The organism is Lacimonas salitolerans (assembly GCF_042677865.1).
Classification (GTDB): Bacteria; Pseudomonadota; Alphaproteobacteria; order Rhodobacterales; family Rhodobacteraceae; genus Lutimaribacter; species Lutimaribacter salitolerans.
The window spans coordinates 49287-64393 of record NZ_JBHUDD010000041.1 but is presented as its reverse complement, the minus strand read 5'-3'; the positions used below and the strand labels follow the sequence as shown (position 1 = coordinate 64393).

13 protein-coding genes and 1 tRNA gene are annotated in these 15107 nt (G+C 65.7%); 3 read left to right on the top strand and 11 right to left on the bottom strand.

All coding sequences use genetic code 11. The features are described from left to right. Positions 1–30: 30 nt before the first annotated feature. The 6 genes from ACFTOW_RS05735 to ACFTOW_RS05710 all read right to left on the bottom strand — a co-directional run bounded on the left by ACFTOW_RS05735 (position 31) and on the right by ACFTOW_RS05710 (position 8220). Entirely contained in the window at positions 31–951 is a 921-nt protein-coding gene (locus ACFTOW_RS05735) for a dihydroneopterin aldolase (RefSeq protein ID WP_379913972.1), read from the bottom strand. A gap of 102 nt (positions 952–1053) precedes the next feature. Next, on the bottom strand, positions 1054–1671 hold the full coding sequence (locus ACFTOW_RS05730) for a cell wall hydrolase (RefSeq protein ID WP_379913970.1): 618 nt from the start codon (positions 1669–1671) through the stop codon (positions 1054–1056). A 147-nt stretch (positions 1672–1818) separates the two neighbouring features. Further along, on the bottom strand, positions 1819–4311 hold the full coding sequence (locus tag ACFTOW_RS05725; protein ID WP_379914075.1) for a putative PEP-binding protein: 2493 nt from the start codon (positions 4309–4311) through the stop codon (positions 1819–1821). Positions 4312–4512: 201 nt separating this feature from the next. Then, complete coding sequence (gene glyS, locus ACFTOW_RS05720; RefSeq protein ID WP_379913968.1) at positions 4513–6765, bottom strand: glycine--tRNA ligase subunit beta; 2253 nt, start codon at positions 6763–6765, stop codon at positions 4513–4515. 1 nt (position 6766) lies between these two features. Continuing rightward, entirely contained in the window at positions 6767–7291 is a 525-nt protein-coding gene (locus ACFTOW_RS05715) for a DUF6446 family protein (protein WP_379913966.1), read from the bottom strand. Then, complete coding sequence (locus ACFTOW_RS05710; protein ID WP_379914073.1) at positions 7291–8220, bottom strand: glycine--tRNA ligase subunit alpha; 930 nt, start codon at positions 8218–8220, stop codon at positions 7291–7293. Before ACFTOW_RS05710 ends, ACFTOW_RS05715 begins: the two co-directional genes overlap by 1 nt. A gap of 165 nt (positions 8221–8385) precedes the next feature. Between ACFTOW_RS05710 and ACFTOW_RS05705 the strand changes: the two genes are divergently transcribed. After that, a complete protein-coding gene (locus ACFTOW_RS05705) occupies positions 8386–10116 on the top strand; it encodes a serine protease (protein WP_379913964.1) in 1731 nt (576 codons plus the stop codon). 49 nt (positions 10117–10165) lie between these two features. Here ACFTOW_RS05705 and ACFTOW_RS05700 read toward each other — a convergent pair whose 3' ends face one another. From ACFTOW_RS05700 to ACFTOW_RS05690, 3 genes are all read right to left on the bottom strand, one after another. Continuing rightward, entirely contained in the window at positions 10166–10837 is a 672-nt protein-coding gene (locus ACFTOW_RS05700) for an FkbM family methyltransferase (RefSeq protein WP_379913962.1), read from the bottom strand. A gap of 130 nt (positions 10838–10967) precedes the next feature. Beyond that, positions 10968–11053: transfer RNA gene (locus tag ACFTOW_RS05695), tRNA-Leu, on the bottom strand. A gap of 60 nt (positions 11054–11113) precedes the next feature. Beyond that, entirely contained in the window at positions 11114–11650 is a 537-nt protein-coding gene (locus ACFTOW_RS05690) for a tetratricopeptide repeat protein (RefSeq protein ID WP_379913960.1), read from the bottom strand. A gap of 79 nt (positions 11651–11729) precedes the next feature. Between ACFTOW_RS05690 and ACFTOW_RS05685 the strand changes: the two genes are divergently transcribed. Continuing rightward, on the top strand, positions 11730–12476 hold the full coding sequence (locus ACFTOW_RS05685) for a rhomboid family intramembrane serine protease (RefSeq protein WP_379913958.1): 747 nt from the start codon (positions 11730–11732) through the stop codon (positions 12474–12476). A gap of 12 nt (positions 12477–12488) precedes the next feature. Here ACFTOW_RS05685 and ACFTOW_RS05680 read toward each other — a convergent pair whose 3' ends face one another. Then, positions 12489–13277, bottom strand: a complete 789-nt coding sequence (locus ACFTOW_RS05680) for an inositol monophosphatase family protein (RefSeq protein ID WP_379913956.1) — start codon at positions 13275–13277, stop codon at positions 12489–12491. A 218-nt stretch (positions 13278–13495) separates the two neighbouring features. On the opposite strand from ACFTOW_RS05680, the gene ACFTOW_RS05675 reads away from it, so the two are divergent. Continuing rightward, complete coding sequence (locus ACFTOW_RS05675; protein WP_379913954.1) at positions 13496–14089, top strand: NAD(P)H-dependent oxidoreductase; 594 nt, start codon at positions 13496–13498, stop codon at positions 14087–14089. Positions 14090–14165: 76 nt separating this feature from the next. On the opposite strand, the gene ACFTOW_RS05670 is transcribed toward ACFTOW_RS05675, so the two are convergent. After that, a complete protein-coding gene (locus ACFTOW_RS05670) occupies positions 14166–15071 on the bottom strand; it encodes a LysR family transcriptional regulator (protein ID WP_379913952.1) in 906 nt (301 codons plus the stop codon). Positions 15072–15107 lie beyond the last annotated feature (36 nt).

The following is a 15107-nucleotide window of genomic DNA, read 5'->3' as shown; positions in this document are numbered from 1 at the left end:
ATTACGCATCGGGGCGCGCAAGGCAAACGCTCAGATCACCGTCACATCCGTGGCCACCGCGCGCAGCGGAAGGTCGGGCGCGTCGGGCAGATCCTGCCCGATCACCAGCATGTCGGCGGCCTGCATGAACCGTGCGAACCACAGCACCAGCGCCAGCGCGTCGCGCGGGCTGGCCGAGGGGCCATCGACCGCATCCAGCACGATCTTGGACGGGGCCCAGACGCTGATCTGGTCGTGGCGCATGGCCCAGTCGAGTTCGGTGCGCGAGTTCACCACCACGCAGCGCGCATCGCGCCCGGCCAGCACCCAGGCGTTCTGCTCGATCGCCAGCAGGTCGATCCGGCGCTGTGCCAGTGGATGCGCGGCCTGCGGGGCGGGTGTGTCGGCGGGCCCGACGCACAGGATGCTGGGCCGCGCCCCGGCCTGCAACTGGTCGATCCATGCGGGCAGGTTGTCCGACAAGATGGCGACGTTGGACAGGTAGACCACCTGCGGATGCGGCCGATCCTCGGCCACGCGGCGGGCCTTGATGTCGCGTGCGGCGCGCACGATTTCCACACCCAGCGCCCCCGGTCCGCGATCCAGCTTTTCGATGCGGACAAAGACGCGCAGCGCCTGTGGCTCGTGCAGGATACGCTCGGCCACCTTTTCGGCCAGGGTTTCCAGCAGGTTCAGCCGCTCGGCGGCCAGTTCGGCGGCGATCGCCTCGGTCACCTTGTCGTAGGACAGGATGCTGTCCACGTCGTCATCAAGGATGTTTGCGGTCGGCATCACCTCGACCACGATGTTGAAACAGATCCGCTGGGTGGTGCCGCGCTCGGCCTGAAACGCGCCGATTTCAACCGTAACGATATGATCGCGCACCGAGATCCTGTCCAGCGGCCCGTCGCCCGCAGTGGCCGCGGCGCGTTCCGACGGGTGGGCGAAGGCCCATGTGATCTCGTTGCTCATGCTGGTTCGTCCCGGCTGACCTGTCCTGCGCGCAGACTGGCCCTGTCCTGCGCGCGCGTCGCCACGCGGGGCGGCACTGCGCGGCCCGTTTGCGTCACGAGGTCAGTTCTGCACCATCTCCTGCGGGTGGCGATAGAAAAGATGCACGCCGATCCGGGCGGTGCGCGGGAATTTGCGCGCCCAGCGGGGGTTCACGGCGGTGGTGTGGTAATGTGTCGCCCCTTCGGTCAGGACGCGCGGCGCGCCGTTGACCATCAGCTTGGCCACCTTGGCCACCTGATCAAAGGCCCGGGGTTCGTTGATCACCTCGGGAAGGCCATCGCAGGTATAGGTGAACTGGCAGCCGTATTTGCGGCCTGTCCCCTGATGCACCACGCCGCATACCGTGTCGGGATAGGTCGCGCTGTCGACGCGGTTCATGATCACCTCGGCAACCGCGAACTGGCCCTTGACGGTTTCGCCGCGTGCCTCGAAATAAAGCGCCTCGGCCAGGCAGCGCCATTCCGAGTTGCCCTTGGCAGCGGGCAGGCTGGCCAGCCATTCATCGCTGTAGCTGATACCGCCTGCCGCCTGCGGACGATTCAGCAGCGCATCCAGCCGGTCTGCGGGCAAACGGGCCAGTGCCTTTTGCTCCAGCCGCATCACCTGCTCGAGCGAAGGCTCTGCCACGGCTGTACCCGCCAGCATGATCAGCGTGGCGGCAACAAATTTACGAAACATCTTATCCCCCTTCGCACCAAACGGCGAAATCGAGGCCTTCTACGACAGATTTTCGCACAGAGTCCATCCATGCCCGCCCAGACCCGGGTTGCGTCGGCTGCATGGCGCCTGTGTCAAACGCAGGTCTTGGGGACGCGAGAGCAGACGCTACCGTATCTTGTCGCGCACAGCCAGTTGGGCTGCGGCCAAACGCGCCACCGGCACCCGGAAAGGCGAGCAGGAAACATAGTCGAATCCCGCCGCCCGGCAGAAAGCGATTGATTCGGGGCTGCCGCCATGCTCGCCGCAGATCGACAGCACCAGATCGGGCCGCGCGTCACGCCCGCGTGTCGCGGCGATGGTCAGCAGCTCGCCCACCCCGTCCTGATCCAGCGTGTGAAACGGGTCTTCGGGGAACACGCCCTGCTGCACATAGGTCGACATGAACCGCCCCGCGTCGTCGCGCGACAGGCCATAGGTCATCTGCGTCAGGTCGTTGGTGCCGAATGACAGAAAGGCCGTGTGCGGCGCGATCTCGCCCGCGCGCAGAGCCGCGCGCGGGGTTTCGACCATCACCCCCAGCCGGTAGGTGAAATCGCGGCCGGTCTCGTTGCGCACGGCGGCGGCCACCGCATCGACGCGGGTTTTCACCAATTCGACCTCGCGCCGGGCGCTGACCAGCGGGATCATGATCTCGGGCACCACCGGCTCGCCCTCGCGGCTGGCCTCGACCGTCGCCTCGAAGATGGCGCGGGCCTGCATGTCGTAGATTTCGGGCACGGTGATGCCCAGCCGCACGCCGCGCATCCCCAGCATGGGGTTGTATTCGCCCAGCGCCTCGACCCGGCGGGTGACATCCGACAGCGGCAGGTCCAGCGCCTCGGCCAGTTCGCGGTGACCTGCGCGATCGCTGGGCAGGAATTCATGCAGCGGCGGATCGAACAGGCGGATGCAGACCGGCTGGCCCTGCATGATGCGGAACAGTTCGATGAAATCGGCGCGCTGCATCGGCAGCAGGCGTTCCAGCACCGCCGCGCGGTCGGGGCTGGTGTCGGCAAAGATCATCTCGCGCATCACGGTCAGGCGGTCGGCATCGAAGAACATGTGCTCGGTCCGGCACAGGCCGATCCCCTGCGCCTTGAAGTTGCGCGCGGTCTGCGCATCGCCGGGCGTGTCGGCATTGGCGCGCACGCCGATGTCGCGCACCTCGTCGGCCCAGCCCATCAGGGTGTTCAGCGCGTCATCCTCGGCCGCCTCGATCATCGGGGCCTCGCCGGCCAGAACCTGCCCGTTGGTGCCATCGACCGTGATCACGTCACCGGCGCGCAATTCGCGCCCGTCCGGGGCCACCAGCATCTGACGCCGGGCGTGAAAGCGGAAATCGCTGGCCCCCACGACGCAGGGCAACCCCATGCCACGGCCGATCACCGCCGCATGGCTGGTCATGCCGCCACGTTCGGTCAGGACGGCCACGGCGGCATGCATGCCGCGAATATCCTCGGGGCTGGTTTCGCGCCGCACCAGAACGCAGGCCTCGCCGCGCGCGGCATGGGCCTGCGCATCGGCGGCCGTGAACACGATCTTGCCCGCCGCCGCACCGGGGCTGGCGGCGATGCCGGTGGCCAGCACGTCGCGCTTGGCGCCCGGATCGACCTGCCGGTGCAGCATTTCGTTCAGCACGCGCGGCTCGACCCGCAACAGCGCCTCGTCGCGCGGGATGATGCCATCCTCGGCCAGTTGCACCGCGATGCGCACGGCGGCCTGCCCGCTGCGCGCCACGCGCACCCCGTCAAGAATGTGCAGCACGCCGTTCTCGATGGTGAATTCGGCCTGCATTTCCTCGCGCAGCTTGGCGCGCATCTGGCCGGTCATCCGCTTCAGATCGGCGAACGCCTCGGGCACCAGCTCTTCCAGACTGGGGCCGCGCGGATCGCGGGCCAGAAACAGCGCCTCTTCGCGGCGGTCCAGCGCCTCGCGGCCCTGGCTCTGGCGCAGGTAGCGCCCGATGATGCGCGGCTGTCCGGTGCGGCTGTCGACAAGCTGGATCACGCCCGAGCCGCTTTCGCCGTGCCCCATGCCCAGCGCCATTTCCTGCACCACCAGCCCCAGCCCCGCATCGGCCGGCGCGCCCTTGGCCTGCCGCAGCAGCCGGGCGGTCGTGCCCTCCCACGCCCGCGCCATCGAGCGCAGAACCTCGGCCAGCTGCACCGCCGGGTCTTGCGGAAAGGTCTCTTCGGTCTCTTCCTCGTAGGCGTGCAGGACCTGGGCCAGACCCTCGGGGCCGTCCTCGATCACGTGTTCGAACGCATCCGGGTCCAGCCGCGCCACATGGATCGCATAGGCCTGCACGAACCGGGTATAGACCGAGGCCGCCGCCGCCCGCCCGATCTGGTCGGACAGGTCGGCATAATGCGTGTCGTTCATCCCGATGTTCAGAACCGCCCCCGGCCCGCCCCAGTCGGGTTCCTCGGAGGACGGGCGCACGCACAAAAGCGCGGTCGCCCCGAAATGCACCAGCAGGGACGTCATGTCCGGCATCACGCCGCTGGCGACCCGGTGCACCGCGTCAAACGACAGCGCCACGGTGCGCGGCACCGGCATCTCCATCCGCACCAGCCGTTGCAGGCATTTCGCCCGCCCGCCATGGGTGGCCACGCTCATCGGCGCGCTGGGGGTGATCAGGGTGATATGAGGATCGTCATGCTGCACTGCGGCATCCTTTCGCGCTTGGCGCAGAATACGCCCAAGCCAACACAACGCAAGACCGCTGTCACCCGGCCCTGCCCTTCCTCTCTCGACAAATATCCCGGGGGGAGTCCCCGGCACGGGGGACGGGGGGCAGCGCCCACCCTGCCCGGCCCTTTAGCCTTCGATCCGGGTCAGGTCGGCCACCTGCAGACAGATGCCACGGATGCGCGCCAGCAGGTTCAGCCGGTTGCGCCGCACCACGGCGTTGTCGGCATTGACCTGCACCGCCTCAAAGAAGGCGTCGATCGCCGCGCGCATCCCGGCCATGGCCGACATGGCGGCGGCGTAATCCTCTGTTTCCATTGCCGGAACAATCGCCGCCTCGGCGCTGTCCAGCGCGGCGAACAGATCGCGCTCGACCTCGGTTTCGGCAAACTTCAGATCGGCCCCGAAACTGTATTCCACGCCATCCTTGTCCTCGGCCTGGGTCAGGATGTTGTTGGCGCGCTTGAAGCCCTGCACCAGGTTCTCGCCATCGGCGGTTTTCAGGAAGGCCGCCAGCGCCTCGGCCCGCTTGACCAGCAGGGTCAGGTCGTCATTGCCCTGCATGGCAAGGCAGGCGTCGATCACGTCATGGCGGATGCCCTGTTCGCGCAGATGGACCTTGAGCCGGTCGTGGAAGAAGGAGAGGAGGTCGGACGCTTTTACCGTTTCCCACTCCTGAGGAGCCACACCTTGCTCAAACCCTGCTTCCAACAAGCTAGAAGTTTTTTTAGAAGCATCTAATAGCTTTCCGAGAACGCTCTCTTCTATGTCAACGTCCAAAGCCTCCAGAGCGGCAACCCGAAAATGGCCTTCAAGCTGTCCAAGCCGCAAGTTGATTGCGGACGCAAAGTTCCGACGCCCTCCGACGATCAAGCCACCAAACAATGGCAGACGAACACCATTCCCCAAAACCAACCTAATCACGCCCAGCGCGGCGCGGCGCAGGGCATAGGGGTCCTTGCTCCCGGTCGGTTTTTCGTCGATCGCCCAGAACCCGGTCAGCGTGTCCAGCTTGTCGGCCAGTGCCACGGCCACCGAGACCGGCGCGGTGGGCACGGCATCGGAGGGCCCCAGCGGTTGATAATGTTCCTGACAGGCGGCGGCCACGGCCGCGTCCAGCCCGGCGGCCTGCGCATAGTAGCGCCCCATCAGCCCCTGCAATTCGGGGAATTCGCCCACCATTTCCGATTGCAGATCGGCCTTGGCCACCTTTGCTGCCTGCTCGGCCAGATCGGGATCGGCCCCCACGACCGGCGCGATTTCCCGCGCCAGCGCGGCGATGCGGGTGATGCGGTCGGCCTGTGACCCCAGCTTGTTGTGGAACGTGACCGAGGACAGCCCGGCCCCCATGCCCTCAAGCCCCTTGTCCTGCACGATGCGCAGGTCGTTTTCCCAAAAGAACCTGGCATCCGACAACCGCGCCGCCAGCACCTTTTGATTGCCCGCAAGGATGGTCGCGCCGTCGTCGGCTGTTTCGATATTGGCAACGGTGATGAATTTCTCGATCCGCCCGGTGGCCGGATTGCGCACCGAAAAGAATTTCTGATGTTCCTTCATCGAGGTTTGCAGCACCTCGGGCGGCAGGCCAAGAAAGGCATCGTCGATCTGCCCCATCAGCACCACGGGCCATTCCACCAGCCCCGCCACCTCGGCCAGAAGCCCGCGATCCTCGACCACCTCGAACCCTTGCGCAAAGGCCAGGTTCGTCGCCTCCTGCCAGATGTGATCGGCGCGTTCCTCGGCGCTCAGGATCACGCGGGCGCGTTTCAGCTTGGCGGCATAATCGTCAAACCCCGTGACGGCAAAGCGATCCGGCCCCATGAACCTGTGGCCCGCGGTGGTGTTGCCCGCCGTGATGCCATCGACGGACAAGGGCACCACCGTGGCCTCGCCCGCGTCATCGGTCAGGATGCACAGGATCGAGTGCAGCGGCCGCACCCAGCGCAAGGAGCCCGCGCCCCAGCGCATCGACTTGGGCCAGGGGAAATTGCGGATCACATCCTCCAGCACCTCGGCCACGATCTCGGCCGCAGGGCGGCCCGGGCGGGTGATGGTGGCGACATAGACCTGCCCCTTCTTCTCGTCGCGCACCTCCAGCTGGTCGCGGGTCAGCCCGGCCCCGCGCAGGAAGCCTTCGATCGCCTTTTCCGGCGCGTCCACGCGCGGGCCCTTGCGTTCTTCGTGCAGGGTGGGCGATTCGCCCGTCACGCCGTCCACCGCCAGCGTCAGCCGCCGGGGCGTCGAGAACGCCGCCGCCCCCGCATAGGTCAGCCCCGCCTGAACCAGCCCTTCGGTCAGGCGCTGTTTCAGGTCGGCGGCCGCGCGGGCCTGCATGCGGGCGGGGATTTCCTCGGAAAACAGTTCGATCAGAAGATTGGGCATGTCAGTTTCTTTCCGGGGGTGTGGGGCAATCGTCGGGCGCGGTCTGGCCGTCGAACACCAGTTCGCCGCAGCGGTTGATCTGGTGCCAGACAAAGCCGCGCCCGTCGGGCAGGATCGCCACCACGCGGTCGATGCCATAGGTGATGTTTTCGGTGCCCATGAAGGTCAGCGCCTGCTCGGCCTCGATCGCGGCCCCGATTTCGCGGGCATCGAAGCAGTCGAACCAGCCCGGCGCCTCGAGCGGCACCGCGTCGGGGTAGGATTGATAGGTTTCGGTCATCATGCCGACGCTCATCGACGTGGTAAAGCAGGCGCGATAGCGGATCGGGCTGCTGTCGGCGTCGATGGCCTGAAAATCCTCGTACAGCACAGGTTCGGGCTGGCCGGTGGCCAGCACGGTCATCTGCACGTCATCGGTGCCGCTGACCTGCACCTCGTCGTAGAAGGCGTAGATTTGCAGGTAATAGATGCCGATACCGGCTGCCAATGCAGAAATCACGATCACCCCCGCCAGAAACTTGCCCATCAGGCCGCATAACCCCCGGCATCGGTGCGCACAAAGGCGTCCGCGCACATTTTCGCCAACGCGCGCACGCGCCCGATATAGCTTTGCCTTTCGGTCACAGAAATCACGCCGCGCGCGTCCAGCAGGTTGAAGATGTGGCTGGCCTTGATGCACTGGTCATAGGCCGGATGCGCCATCACGATGCGCGCGCCGGTCTTGGGGTCGGTGTCGTCGCGCGCCAGGATCGACTGGCATTCGGCCTCGGCCTCTTCGAAATGGCGCAGCAGAACGGCGGTGTCGGCCACATCGAAGTTCCAGCGCGAATACTCCTGCTCGGTCTGGCGGAACACATCGCCGTATGTCAGCGGGATCGGCGCGTCGGGTGCGTTGAAGGGCATGTCCATGACGTGATCCACGCCCAGCACATACATGGCAAGGCGTTCCAGACCATAGGTCAGCTCACCCGAGACGGGATGACAGTCATGCCCGCCGACCTGCTGGAAATAGGTGAACTGCGACACCTCCATGCCGTCGCACCAGACTTCCCAGCCCAGACCCCAGGCGCCGAGGGTGGGGGATTCCCAGTCATCCTCGACAAAGCGGATGTCATGCAGGGCCATATCGATGCCGATGGCCTGCAGCGAGCCAAGGTAGAGATCCTGCAGATCGGGCGGGCTGGGTTTGATCAGCACCTGGAACTGGTAGTAGTGCTGCAGCCGGTTCGGGTTCTCGCCGTAGCGGCCATCGGTGGGCCTGCGCGAAGGCTGCACATAGGCGGCGGCCCAGGCCTTTGTGCCCAGCGCGCGCAGGGTCGTGGCCGGGTGGAACGTGCCTGCCCCCACCTCCATGTCGTAAGGTTGCAGCACCGCGCAGCCCCTGGCCGCCCAATAGGTCTGAAGCCGCAGGATGATTTCCTGAAAGCTGCGGGGTTTGTCGGGGTGTTCCGCCATCGGTGCCATCGCCTGCCTGCCCTGTAAAGTCGCGCCTTGGATACGGTGCGCGGCATGCCGGGTCAATCACGGGGTCGTGCAATATTTTGGGGGTGCAGTGCGCCCCGGATTTGGTAGAAGACCATGATGTGACAGAAATTCGCATCGGGTTGACCAAAGCATATGATGAACAGGTTTTTCGCGGCGCTGATCGTTGCCCTTGTGGCGGCGCGCGCCGTATGGGCGCAGGGCGAAATTGCCTGGGTCCAGATCGAGGCGCAGCCGACGCTGACGCAGGCCCAGAACAGCGCGCGCGCCTATGCCGCCGAACTGCCCGATGTGAACGGTTTTTCGCTGGGCGGCGGGTGGTATGCCATCGCGCTGGGGCCCTATGCCCGCGGCGATGCCGAACAGGTGCTGCGCGTCTACCGCGCCGAAGGGTCGATCCCGCGCGACAGTTTCATCGAGTTCAGCCGCAACTTTGGTCAGCAGTTCTGGCCCGTGGGCACGGGCAACAGCGCGCCGCAGACCACGACGCCCGACTCGGTGACGCAGACCGAGCTTGCGCCCCCCGACACCCTGCCCGAAATTGAACCGGCGGACGAAACCCCGCGCGAGGCGCGCGCCTCCGAGGCGCAACTGACGCGCAGCGAACGCGAGGCCCTGCAGATCGCCCTGAAATGGGCCGGGTTCTACGGGGCGGCGATCGACGGGGCCTTTGGCCCGGGCACCCGCAACTCGATGGCCCAGTGGCAGCGCGAGAATGGCTATGAGGTGACCGGCGTTCTGACAACGCTGCAGCGCACGGCGCTGATTGCGCAATATAATTCCGTGCTGGACGGTCTGGGCCTGCAGACCGTGCGCGACGATGCCGCGGGCATCGGGATCGCCATGCCGACCGAGGTGGTCGAGTTCGACAAATACGAATACCCCTTTGCGCATTACGCGGCCACCGGCGATCTGCCGGCCAAGGTGCTGCTGATCAGCCAGCGCGGCGATCAAAGCTCGCTTTATGGCCTGTATGACATCATGCAGACGCTTGAAATCGTACCACCCGAAGGTCCGCGCAACCGCGACGGCGACAGTTTCGTGCTGATCGGTCAGGGCTCGGATTTCGTCAGCCACACCGAGGCACGGCTGGAGCGGGGCGAGATCAAGGGCTTTACCCTGATCTGGCCTGCGGGTGACGAGGAACGCCGCACCCGCCTGCTGGGCGAGATGCAGAAAAGCCTGACCCGCCTGACCGGCACGCTGGAACCCGACCAGATCAGCGAAGAGCAAAGCATCGATCTGGTGGCCGGGCTGGACATACGGCGCCCGCGCCTGTCGCGCTCGGGATTCTACATCGACCGTCAGGGCACGGTGCTGACCACGTCGCAGGCGGTGCAGGGCTGCGGCCGCATCACGATGGAGGACGGCACCGAGGCGGACATCCTGACCGACGAGGCCGATCTGGGTGTCGCGGTGCTGCTGCCACGCGGCGGGCTGGCCCCGATCGAGGTGGCCCGGTTCCAGTCGGGCATCCCGCGCCTGAAATCGGATGTGGCGGTGGCGGGCTATTCCTATGGCGGGATGCTGGGCGCACCCACCGTGACCTTTGGCAAGCTGGCCGAATTGCGCGGTTTGCAGGGCGAGGAGGGCGTCAGCCGTCTGGCGCTGACCACCCTGCCCGGCGATGCGGGCGGCCCGGTGGTGGATGCAGGCGGCGCCGTGCTGGGCATGCTGCTGCCGCGCCCTGAAAACGGGCGGTCGCTGCCGGAGGATGTGAATTTCGCCGCCAAGGGGACAAGCCTGGTCAATCTGCTGGACCGACTGGGCATCGACATCACCACCACCGCGGCGATCACGGAACTGCCGCCCGAGCAACTGACCACCAAGGCGGGCCGGATGACCGTTCTGGTCAACTGCTGGGACTGACACGCGACGCAGTCACGGGGGTGGGCGAATTCGCCCACCCCGAGCCCGATCAGATCCAGTCCAGATTGATCTTGGTGATCGGGTATTTCGCGCCGACATCCTCGCGCAGCTTGGCGTAGCGCGGGCGCAGTTCCTTGAATTTCTTTTCGTGGGTTTCCACCACGGTCAGCCGGATATCCTCGAACATGTCGGCGGCGAACATGGTTTCCATCAGGTCCAGCTCGGCCCCTTCGATGTCCATTTTCAGGAACGCGATCTTGCCGTGCTCTGCCAGAAGGGCGCGCACGAAGGCCGGGAAGTCGATCATCTCGACATCGACCGTTTCGCCGCCGTCGGTAGACCGCCCGCCTTCGATGATGGTGGATTTCACCGAGTTTCTGGCCGGGTCGTCATCGAACCCGGTTGCGCGTTGCAGCTTGACCGTGCCCGCGTGGCTGCCCACCGCCGCATTGTGCAGGGTGACATTGTCGAACTGGCCCACCCGCGCGGACAGTTGGGAAAAGGCGTAAGGATCAGGCTCGAACGCATGCACGGTGGCGCCGGATTGCGCCAGCGGTTCACACACGGCCCCGACGTTGGCCCCGCAATCGAGCACCACATCGCCCGGTTGCAGCATCGACACGATGCCCTGCATCATGCCTTCGGAGCGGGCATTCTTCAGCCGCCGCTGCATTTTCCAGCGCGCGCGGCGCTGCTCTTTGTTTTCCTGCTCGTCTGTCATGATTGCCCCTTTGCCTGCTGGCCCGGCGATTGTTTGCACGGACGCTACAGCGCCCGCCGCAGCGCGTCCAGACAGGGGCGACCGCATCTGCGCAAGTGATGCGCGGGGGACTCAGATCAGGGCAACCGGCTGGTACGGGCGGCCGGACTCGAACCGGCATGGGCTTGCGCCCCAGGGATTTTAAGTCCCATGCGTCTACCATTCCGCCACGCCCGCATGCGCCAGCCGGTTCCGTGTGTTAGCGCGCAGGCGCGGGCGCAACAAGCCCCCGCAGGGTTACAGCTTTTCGCCCGGGCGCGGGATCAGCATGGCGCGTTCGGCCAGCCAGGGGTTCAGCCCCAGTGCCTGACGCAGCACATCCTGCCCTTCGTCGGTGCGGCCCATGCCCATCAGGGTCATCGCCTTGCCCGACAGGGCACCGACATGGGTCGGCGACAGCTCCAGCGCGGCATCCAGATCGGTCAGCACGGCGGCATAGTCCTGCCGCAGGAAATTGACAAAGGCGCGCTGGTTGTAGCCTTCGGCATAGTCGGGGCAGTAATCGACCAGCCGGTCGAACTGCGCCAGCGCGCCGGTGAAATCGTAATTCGCGCGGCGCCGCATCCCGGCCTCGAGCACCTCCTGGGCGGCGGCATCGGGCGCGTCGGTCCACAGCTCCCACAGCCGCGCGTTCAGCGGTTCGGCGCTGGCCTGATCCGGGGCGGCGCGCAGCTGCTCGATCAGCCGGGCGATTGCCACGTCATGATCGGGCGGGGCCGGACACTCGGCCAGCGCGGGCGTGGCAAGACACAGCAGGATCGCGATGTGTTTCATGGGCATTAGGGTGGCGCATTTGCGCGCGCGGTCAAGGTCGCGCTTGACCCTGCCCACGATTGCCCCAATCGTCTGCCCCATGTTTCCGATCCGCGATCACAACCCGTCGACCCGCACGCCGTTTGTCACCTATGCGCTGATGGCGACGAATATCGTGGTGTTCCTGAGCTATCAGTCGGTCATGCTTGATCCGGTTGCAACGATGGCGCTGTTCGACACCTGGGCGTTGCGCCCGGTCGAGGTGATGGCCGGCAACAAGCCCCATACCATCATCACGTCGATGTTCCTGCACGGCGGCTGGATGCACATCATCGGCAACATGCTGTTTTTGTGGATCTTCGGCGACAACCTGGAAGACGAGATGGGCCACGGTGGGTTCGTGCTGTTCTATCTGGCCTCGGGCATCGGGGCGGCGGTGGCGCAGATCGCAGCGGCGCCGTATTCGCCGGTGCCGATGGTCGGCGCGTCGGGCGCGATCGCTGGGGTGATGGGGGGCTATCTGCTGCTGTTTCCGCGCGCAAAGGTGGATGTGCTGTTCATCATCGTGGTGTTCATCCGCATCATCCCGATCCCGGCCTGGATCATGCTGGGCCTGTGGTTCGCGCTGCAACTGTTCAACGGGGTGGGGACGGATACGAGCGGCGGTGGCGTCGCCTATTGGGCCCATGCGGGCGGGTTCATCGTGGGGATGGTGCTGACGCTGCCGCTGTTTTTCCGGCTGGGCGGGCCTGCATTCTGGGCCCGCACCGACGGGCATCCCGACCACCCCGAGGCGAAATACCCCCTGCAACGCAGCAATGTGCCGAAGGTCGGGCGGCGGCGCTAGCGCCTGCCAGCCTCAGCCGTTGCGGATGATCTTTGCGAACGGATTGAAAATCTCGCCATTGGCGGCGATCAGGTTGCCGTCAAGCGCGCTCTGCCCGTCGCGCAACCCGTCGATCATGCCACCGGCCTCGGTCACCAGCAGGGTGCCGGCGGCGATGTCCCAGATGTTCAGTTCACGCTCCCAATACCCCTCGTAGCGGCCAGCCGCGACATAGGCGAGATCCAGTGCGGCCGAGCCAAAGCGCCGCACGCCTGCGCATTCCGGCATCAGCCGGGCCAGATCCTGCAAGGTGGCAGGCAGGGTGCGCTTGGCGGCAAAGGGCACGCCGGTCGCGAAAATGCTTTCGATCATCTTGGTACGGCCCGACACCCGAAGGCGTTTGCGGTCATTCAGCCACGCGCCCTGCCCTTTTTCGGCATAGAACATCTCGTCCTTGGCGGCGTCATAGACCACACCGGCCACGATCTGGCCCTTGTGTTCCAGTGCCACGGAAATCGCCCAATGCGGCAGCCCGTGCAGAAAGTTGGTTGTGCCGTCCAGCGGATCGACGATCCAGCGGCGCGTCGGGTCCTGTCCGGGTGTCTCGCCGCCCTCTTCGCCCAGCCAGCCATAGGTGGGGCGGGCGCCCATCAGTTCCTCTTTCAGGATGTCCTCGGCGGCGATGTCGGCGCGGGACACGAAATCGCCCGCCCCTTTCATCGACACCTGCAGGTTCTCGACCTCGCGGAAATCCTTGGTCAGCGACCGGCCCGCCTTGCGCGCGGCCTTGATCATCACGTTGAGATTTGCGCTGCCTTGCATGGTCCGGCTCCTGTTAGTCAGGGCGCGCGTATACGCGCTGAGGGCCGGGTTGCCAAGGGCAGAACGTGCGCGCCACGCGGCTTGCGGAAAAGCGCACAGGGCCTGCGTTGCCGCGCACAGGACGGCGGCGGCAACTGTGTCTATATCGGGTGCGACGGCGTGACTGCCTTGCGTGGACAGGCCGACCAGATTTGCCCCAGTTCTCAGGAGAGACCGAAATGACCCAAGCCAAGATCGCCATCGTTTTCTATTCCACCTATGGCACCAACCATCAGGTGGCCCTTGCCGCAGCCGAGGCCGCAAAGGCCGCGGGCGCCGACGTGCGCCTGCGCCGCGTTGCCGAAACCGCCCCCGCCGAGGTCATCGCCGGGCAGGATGCGTGGAAAGAGCAACTCGACAAGATGCAGGACATTGCCGAGGTCAGCGCGGACGACATGGAATGGGCCGACGGCTATTTCTTCATCTCGCCCACCCGCTTTGGCGGTGTCGCCAGCCAGATGCGGGCGTTCATCGACACGCTGGGCGGGCTGTGGTTCCAGGGCAAGCTGGCCAACAAGACCTTTACCGCCGCGACCAGCGCGCAGAACGCCAATGGCGGGCAGGAAACCACGCTGTTGTCGCTTTATATCACCGCGATGCACTGGGGCACCGTCATCGTGGCCCCCGGCTTTACCGACCCGTCCGTGGCCGAGGCCGGCGGCAACCCTTACGGCTTTTCGACCAATGCCGGCGGATTGGAAGACAAGGGCCGCGCAGCGGTCGCCCATCAGGCCACCCGCCTGGTCGAGATGACCAACAAGCTGGTCGCCTGATCCAGACCACAAGCCCTGTCCGCAACAAGCGGACAGGGCATTTGCCGGTCAACGGCCAGGCCGCGCCTTGCCTGTGTCACGCCGCCTGAAGTCTGCGCGCCTCTTCTCCGGCCATGTGGATCAGCCCCGATACATAGGGTTTCTCCAGATCCTCGGTCCGCACGGCGGCATAAAGCCTGCGTGTCAGCCCGGTGGCTGTCAAAGGCCGGGTCACGTAATCCGAGGAATACTTGACCTCGCGCACCACCCAGTCGGGCAGGACCGCCACGCCGCGATTGGACGCCACCAGCAGCAGGATTACCGCCGTCAGTTCCGCCTGCCGGATCGCCGCCGGTTCGACCTTGGCGGGCGTCAGAAGCTGGCTGAAGATATCCAGCCGCGACCGCTCTACCGGATAGGTGATCAGGGTCTCGCCGCGAAAATCCTCGGCCTCGATGAACTCTTTCTGCGCCAGCGGATGCACTCCAGAGGCGACGAACACCGGGCTGTAATCAAACAGCGGCATGAAGGTCACACCGGGCAGATCCTCGGGGTCCGAGGACACCACCAGATCGACCTCTTCCTTCATAAGCGCGGGCAGCGCGTCAAACGCCAGACCGGGGCGGATATCGACATCCACATCGCCCCAGGTCTTGCGAAATGTCTCCAGCACCGGAAACAGCCATTCGAAACAGGCGTGACATTCGATGGCGATATGCATCCGGCCCGCGTTGCCGTCGCGCAGGCCCGAGAATTCGGCCTGCAGCGCCTCGACCTCGGGCAGGATGCGATTGGCCGCGCGCAACAGCCGCAGACCTGCCGCCGACAGCTTCAATGGTTTCGACCGCCGCACGAACAATTCCACCCCCGCCTGATCCTCGATCCCCTTTATCTGGTGTGAAAGGGCGGATTGGGTTATGTTCAACTGATCTGCCGCGCGGGCCAGCCCGCCGGCCTCGTGGATCGCCTTGATCGTGCGCAGATGACGGAATTCGATATGCACCTATCGTATGCCTCATGTTGATGTTCGATATTATGA

Excerpts from the sequence above, each read along its gene's own strand:
- ACFTOW_RS05725 (WP_379914075.1), bottom strand. The coding sequence starts at position 4,311 with ATGAGCGTGGCCACCCATGGCGGGCGGGCGAAATGCCTGCAACGGCTG.
- ACFTOW_RS05685 (WP_379913958.1), top strand. The coding sequence starts at position 11,730 with ATGTTTCCGATCCGCGATCACAACCCGTCGACCCGCACGCCGTTTGTC.
- ACFTOW_RS05715 (WP_379913966.1), bottom strand. The coding sequence starts at position 7,291 with ATGGGCAAGTTTCTGGCGGGGGTGATCGTGATTTCTGCATTGGCAGCC.
- ACFTOW_RS05680 (WP_379913956.1), bottom strand. The coding sequence starts at position 13,277 with ATGCAAGGCAGCGCAAATCTCAACGTGATGATCAAGGCCGCGCGCAAG.
- ACFTOW_RS05730 (WP_379913970.1), bottom strand. The coding sequence starts at position 1,671 with ATGTTTCGTAAATTTGTTGCCGCCACGCTGATCATGCTGGCGGGTACA.
- ACFTOW_RS05675 (WP_379913954.1), top strand. The coding sequence starts at position 13,496 with ATGACCCAAGCCAAGATCGCCATCGTTTTCTATTCCACCTATGGCACC.
- ACFTOW_RS05690 (WP_379913960.1), bottom strand. The coding sequence starts at position 11,650 with ATGAAACACATCGCGATCCTGCTGTGTCTTGCCACGCCCGCGCTGGCC.
- ACFTOW_RS05700 (WP_379913962.1), bottom strand. The coding sequence starts at position 10,837 with ATGACAGACGAGCAGGAAAACAAAGAGCAGCGCCGCGCGCGCTGGAAA.
- ACFTOW_RS05705 (WP_379913964.1), top strand. The coding sequence starts at position 8,386 with ATGAACAGGTTTTTCGCGGCGCTGATCGTTGCCCTTGTGGCGGCGCGC.
- ACFTOW_RS05735 (WP_379913972.1), bottom strand. The coding sequence starts at position 951 with ATGAGCAACGAGATCACATGGGCCTTCGCCCACCCGTCGGAACGCGCC.
- glyS (WP_379913968.1), bottom strand. The coding sequence starts at position 6,765 with ATGCCCAATCTTCTGATCGAACTGTTTTCCGAGGAAATCCCCGCCCGC.
- ACFTOW_RS05710 (WP_379914073.1), bottom strand. The coding sequence starts at position 8,220 with ATGGCGGAACACCCCGACAAACCCCGCAGCTTTCAGGAAATCATCCTG.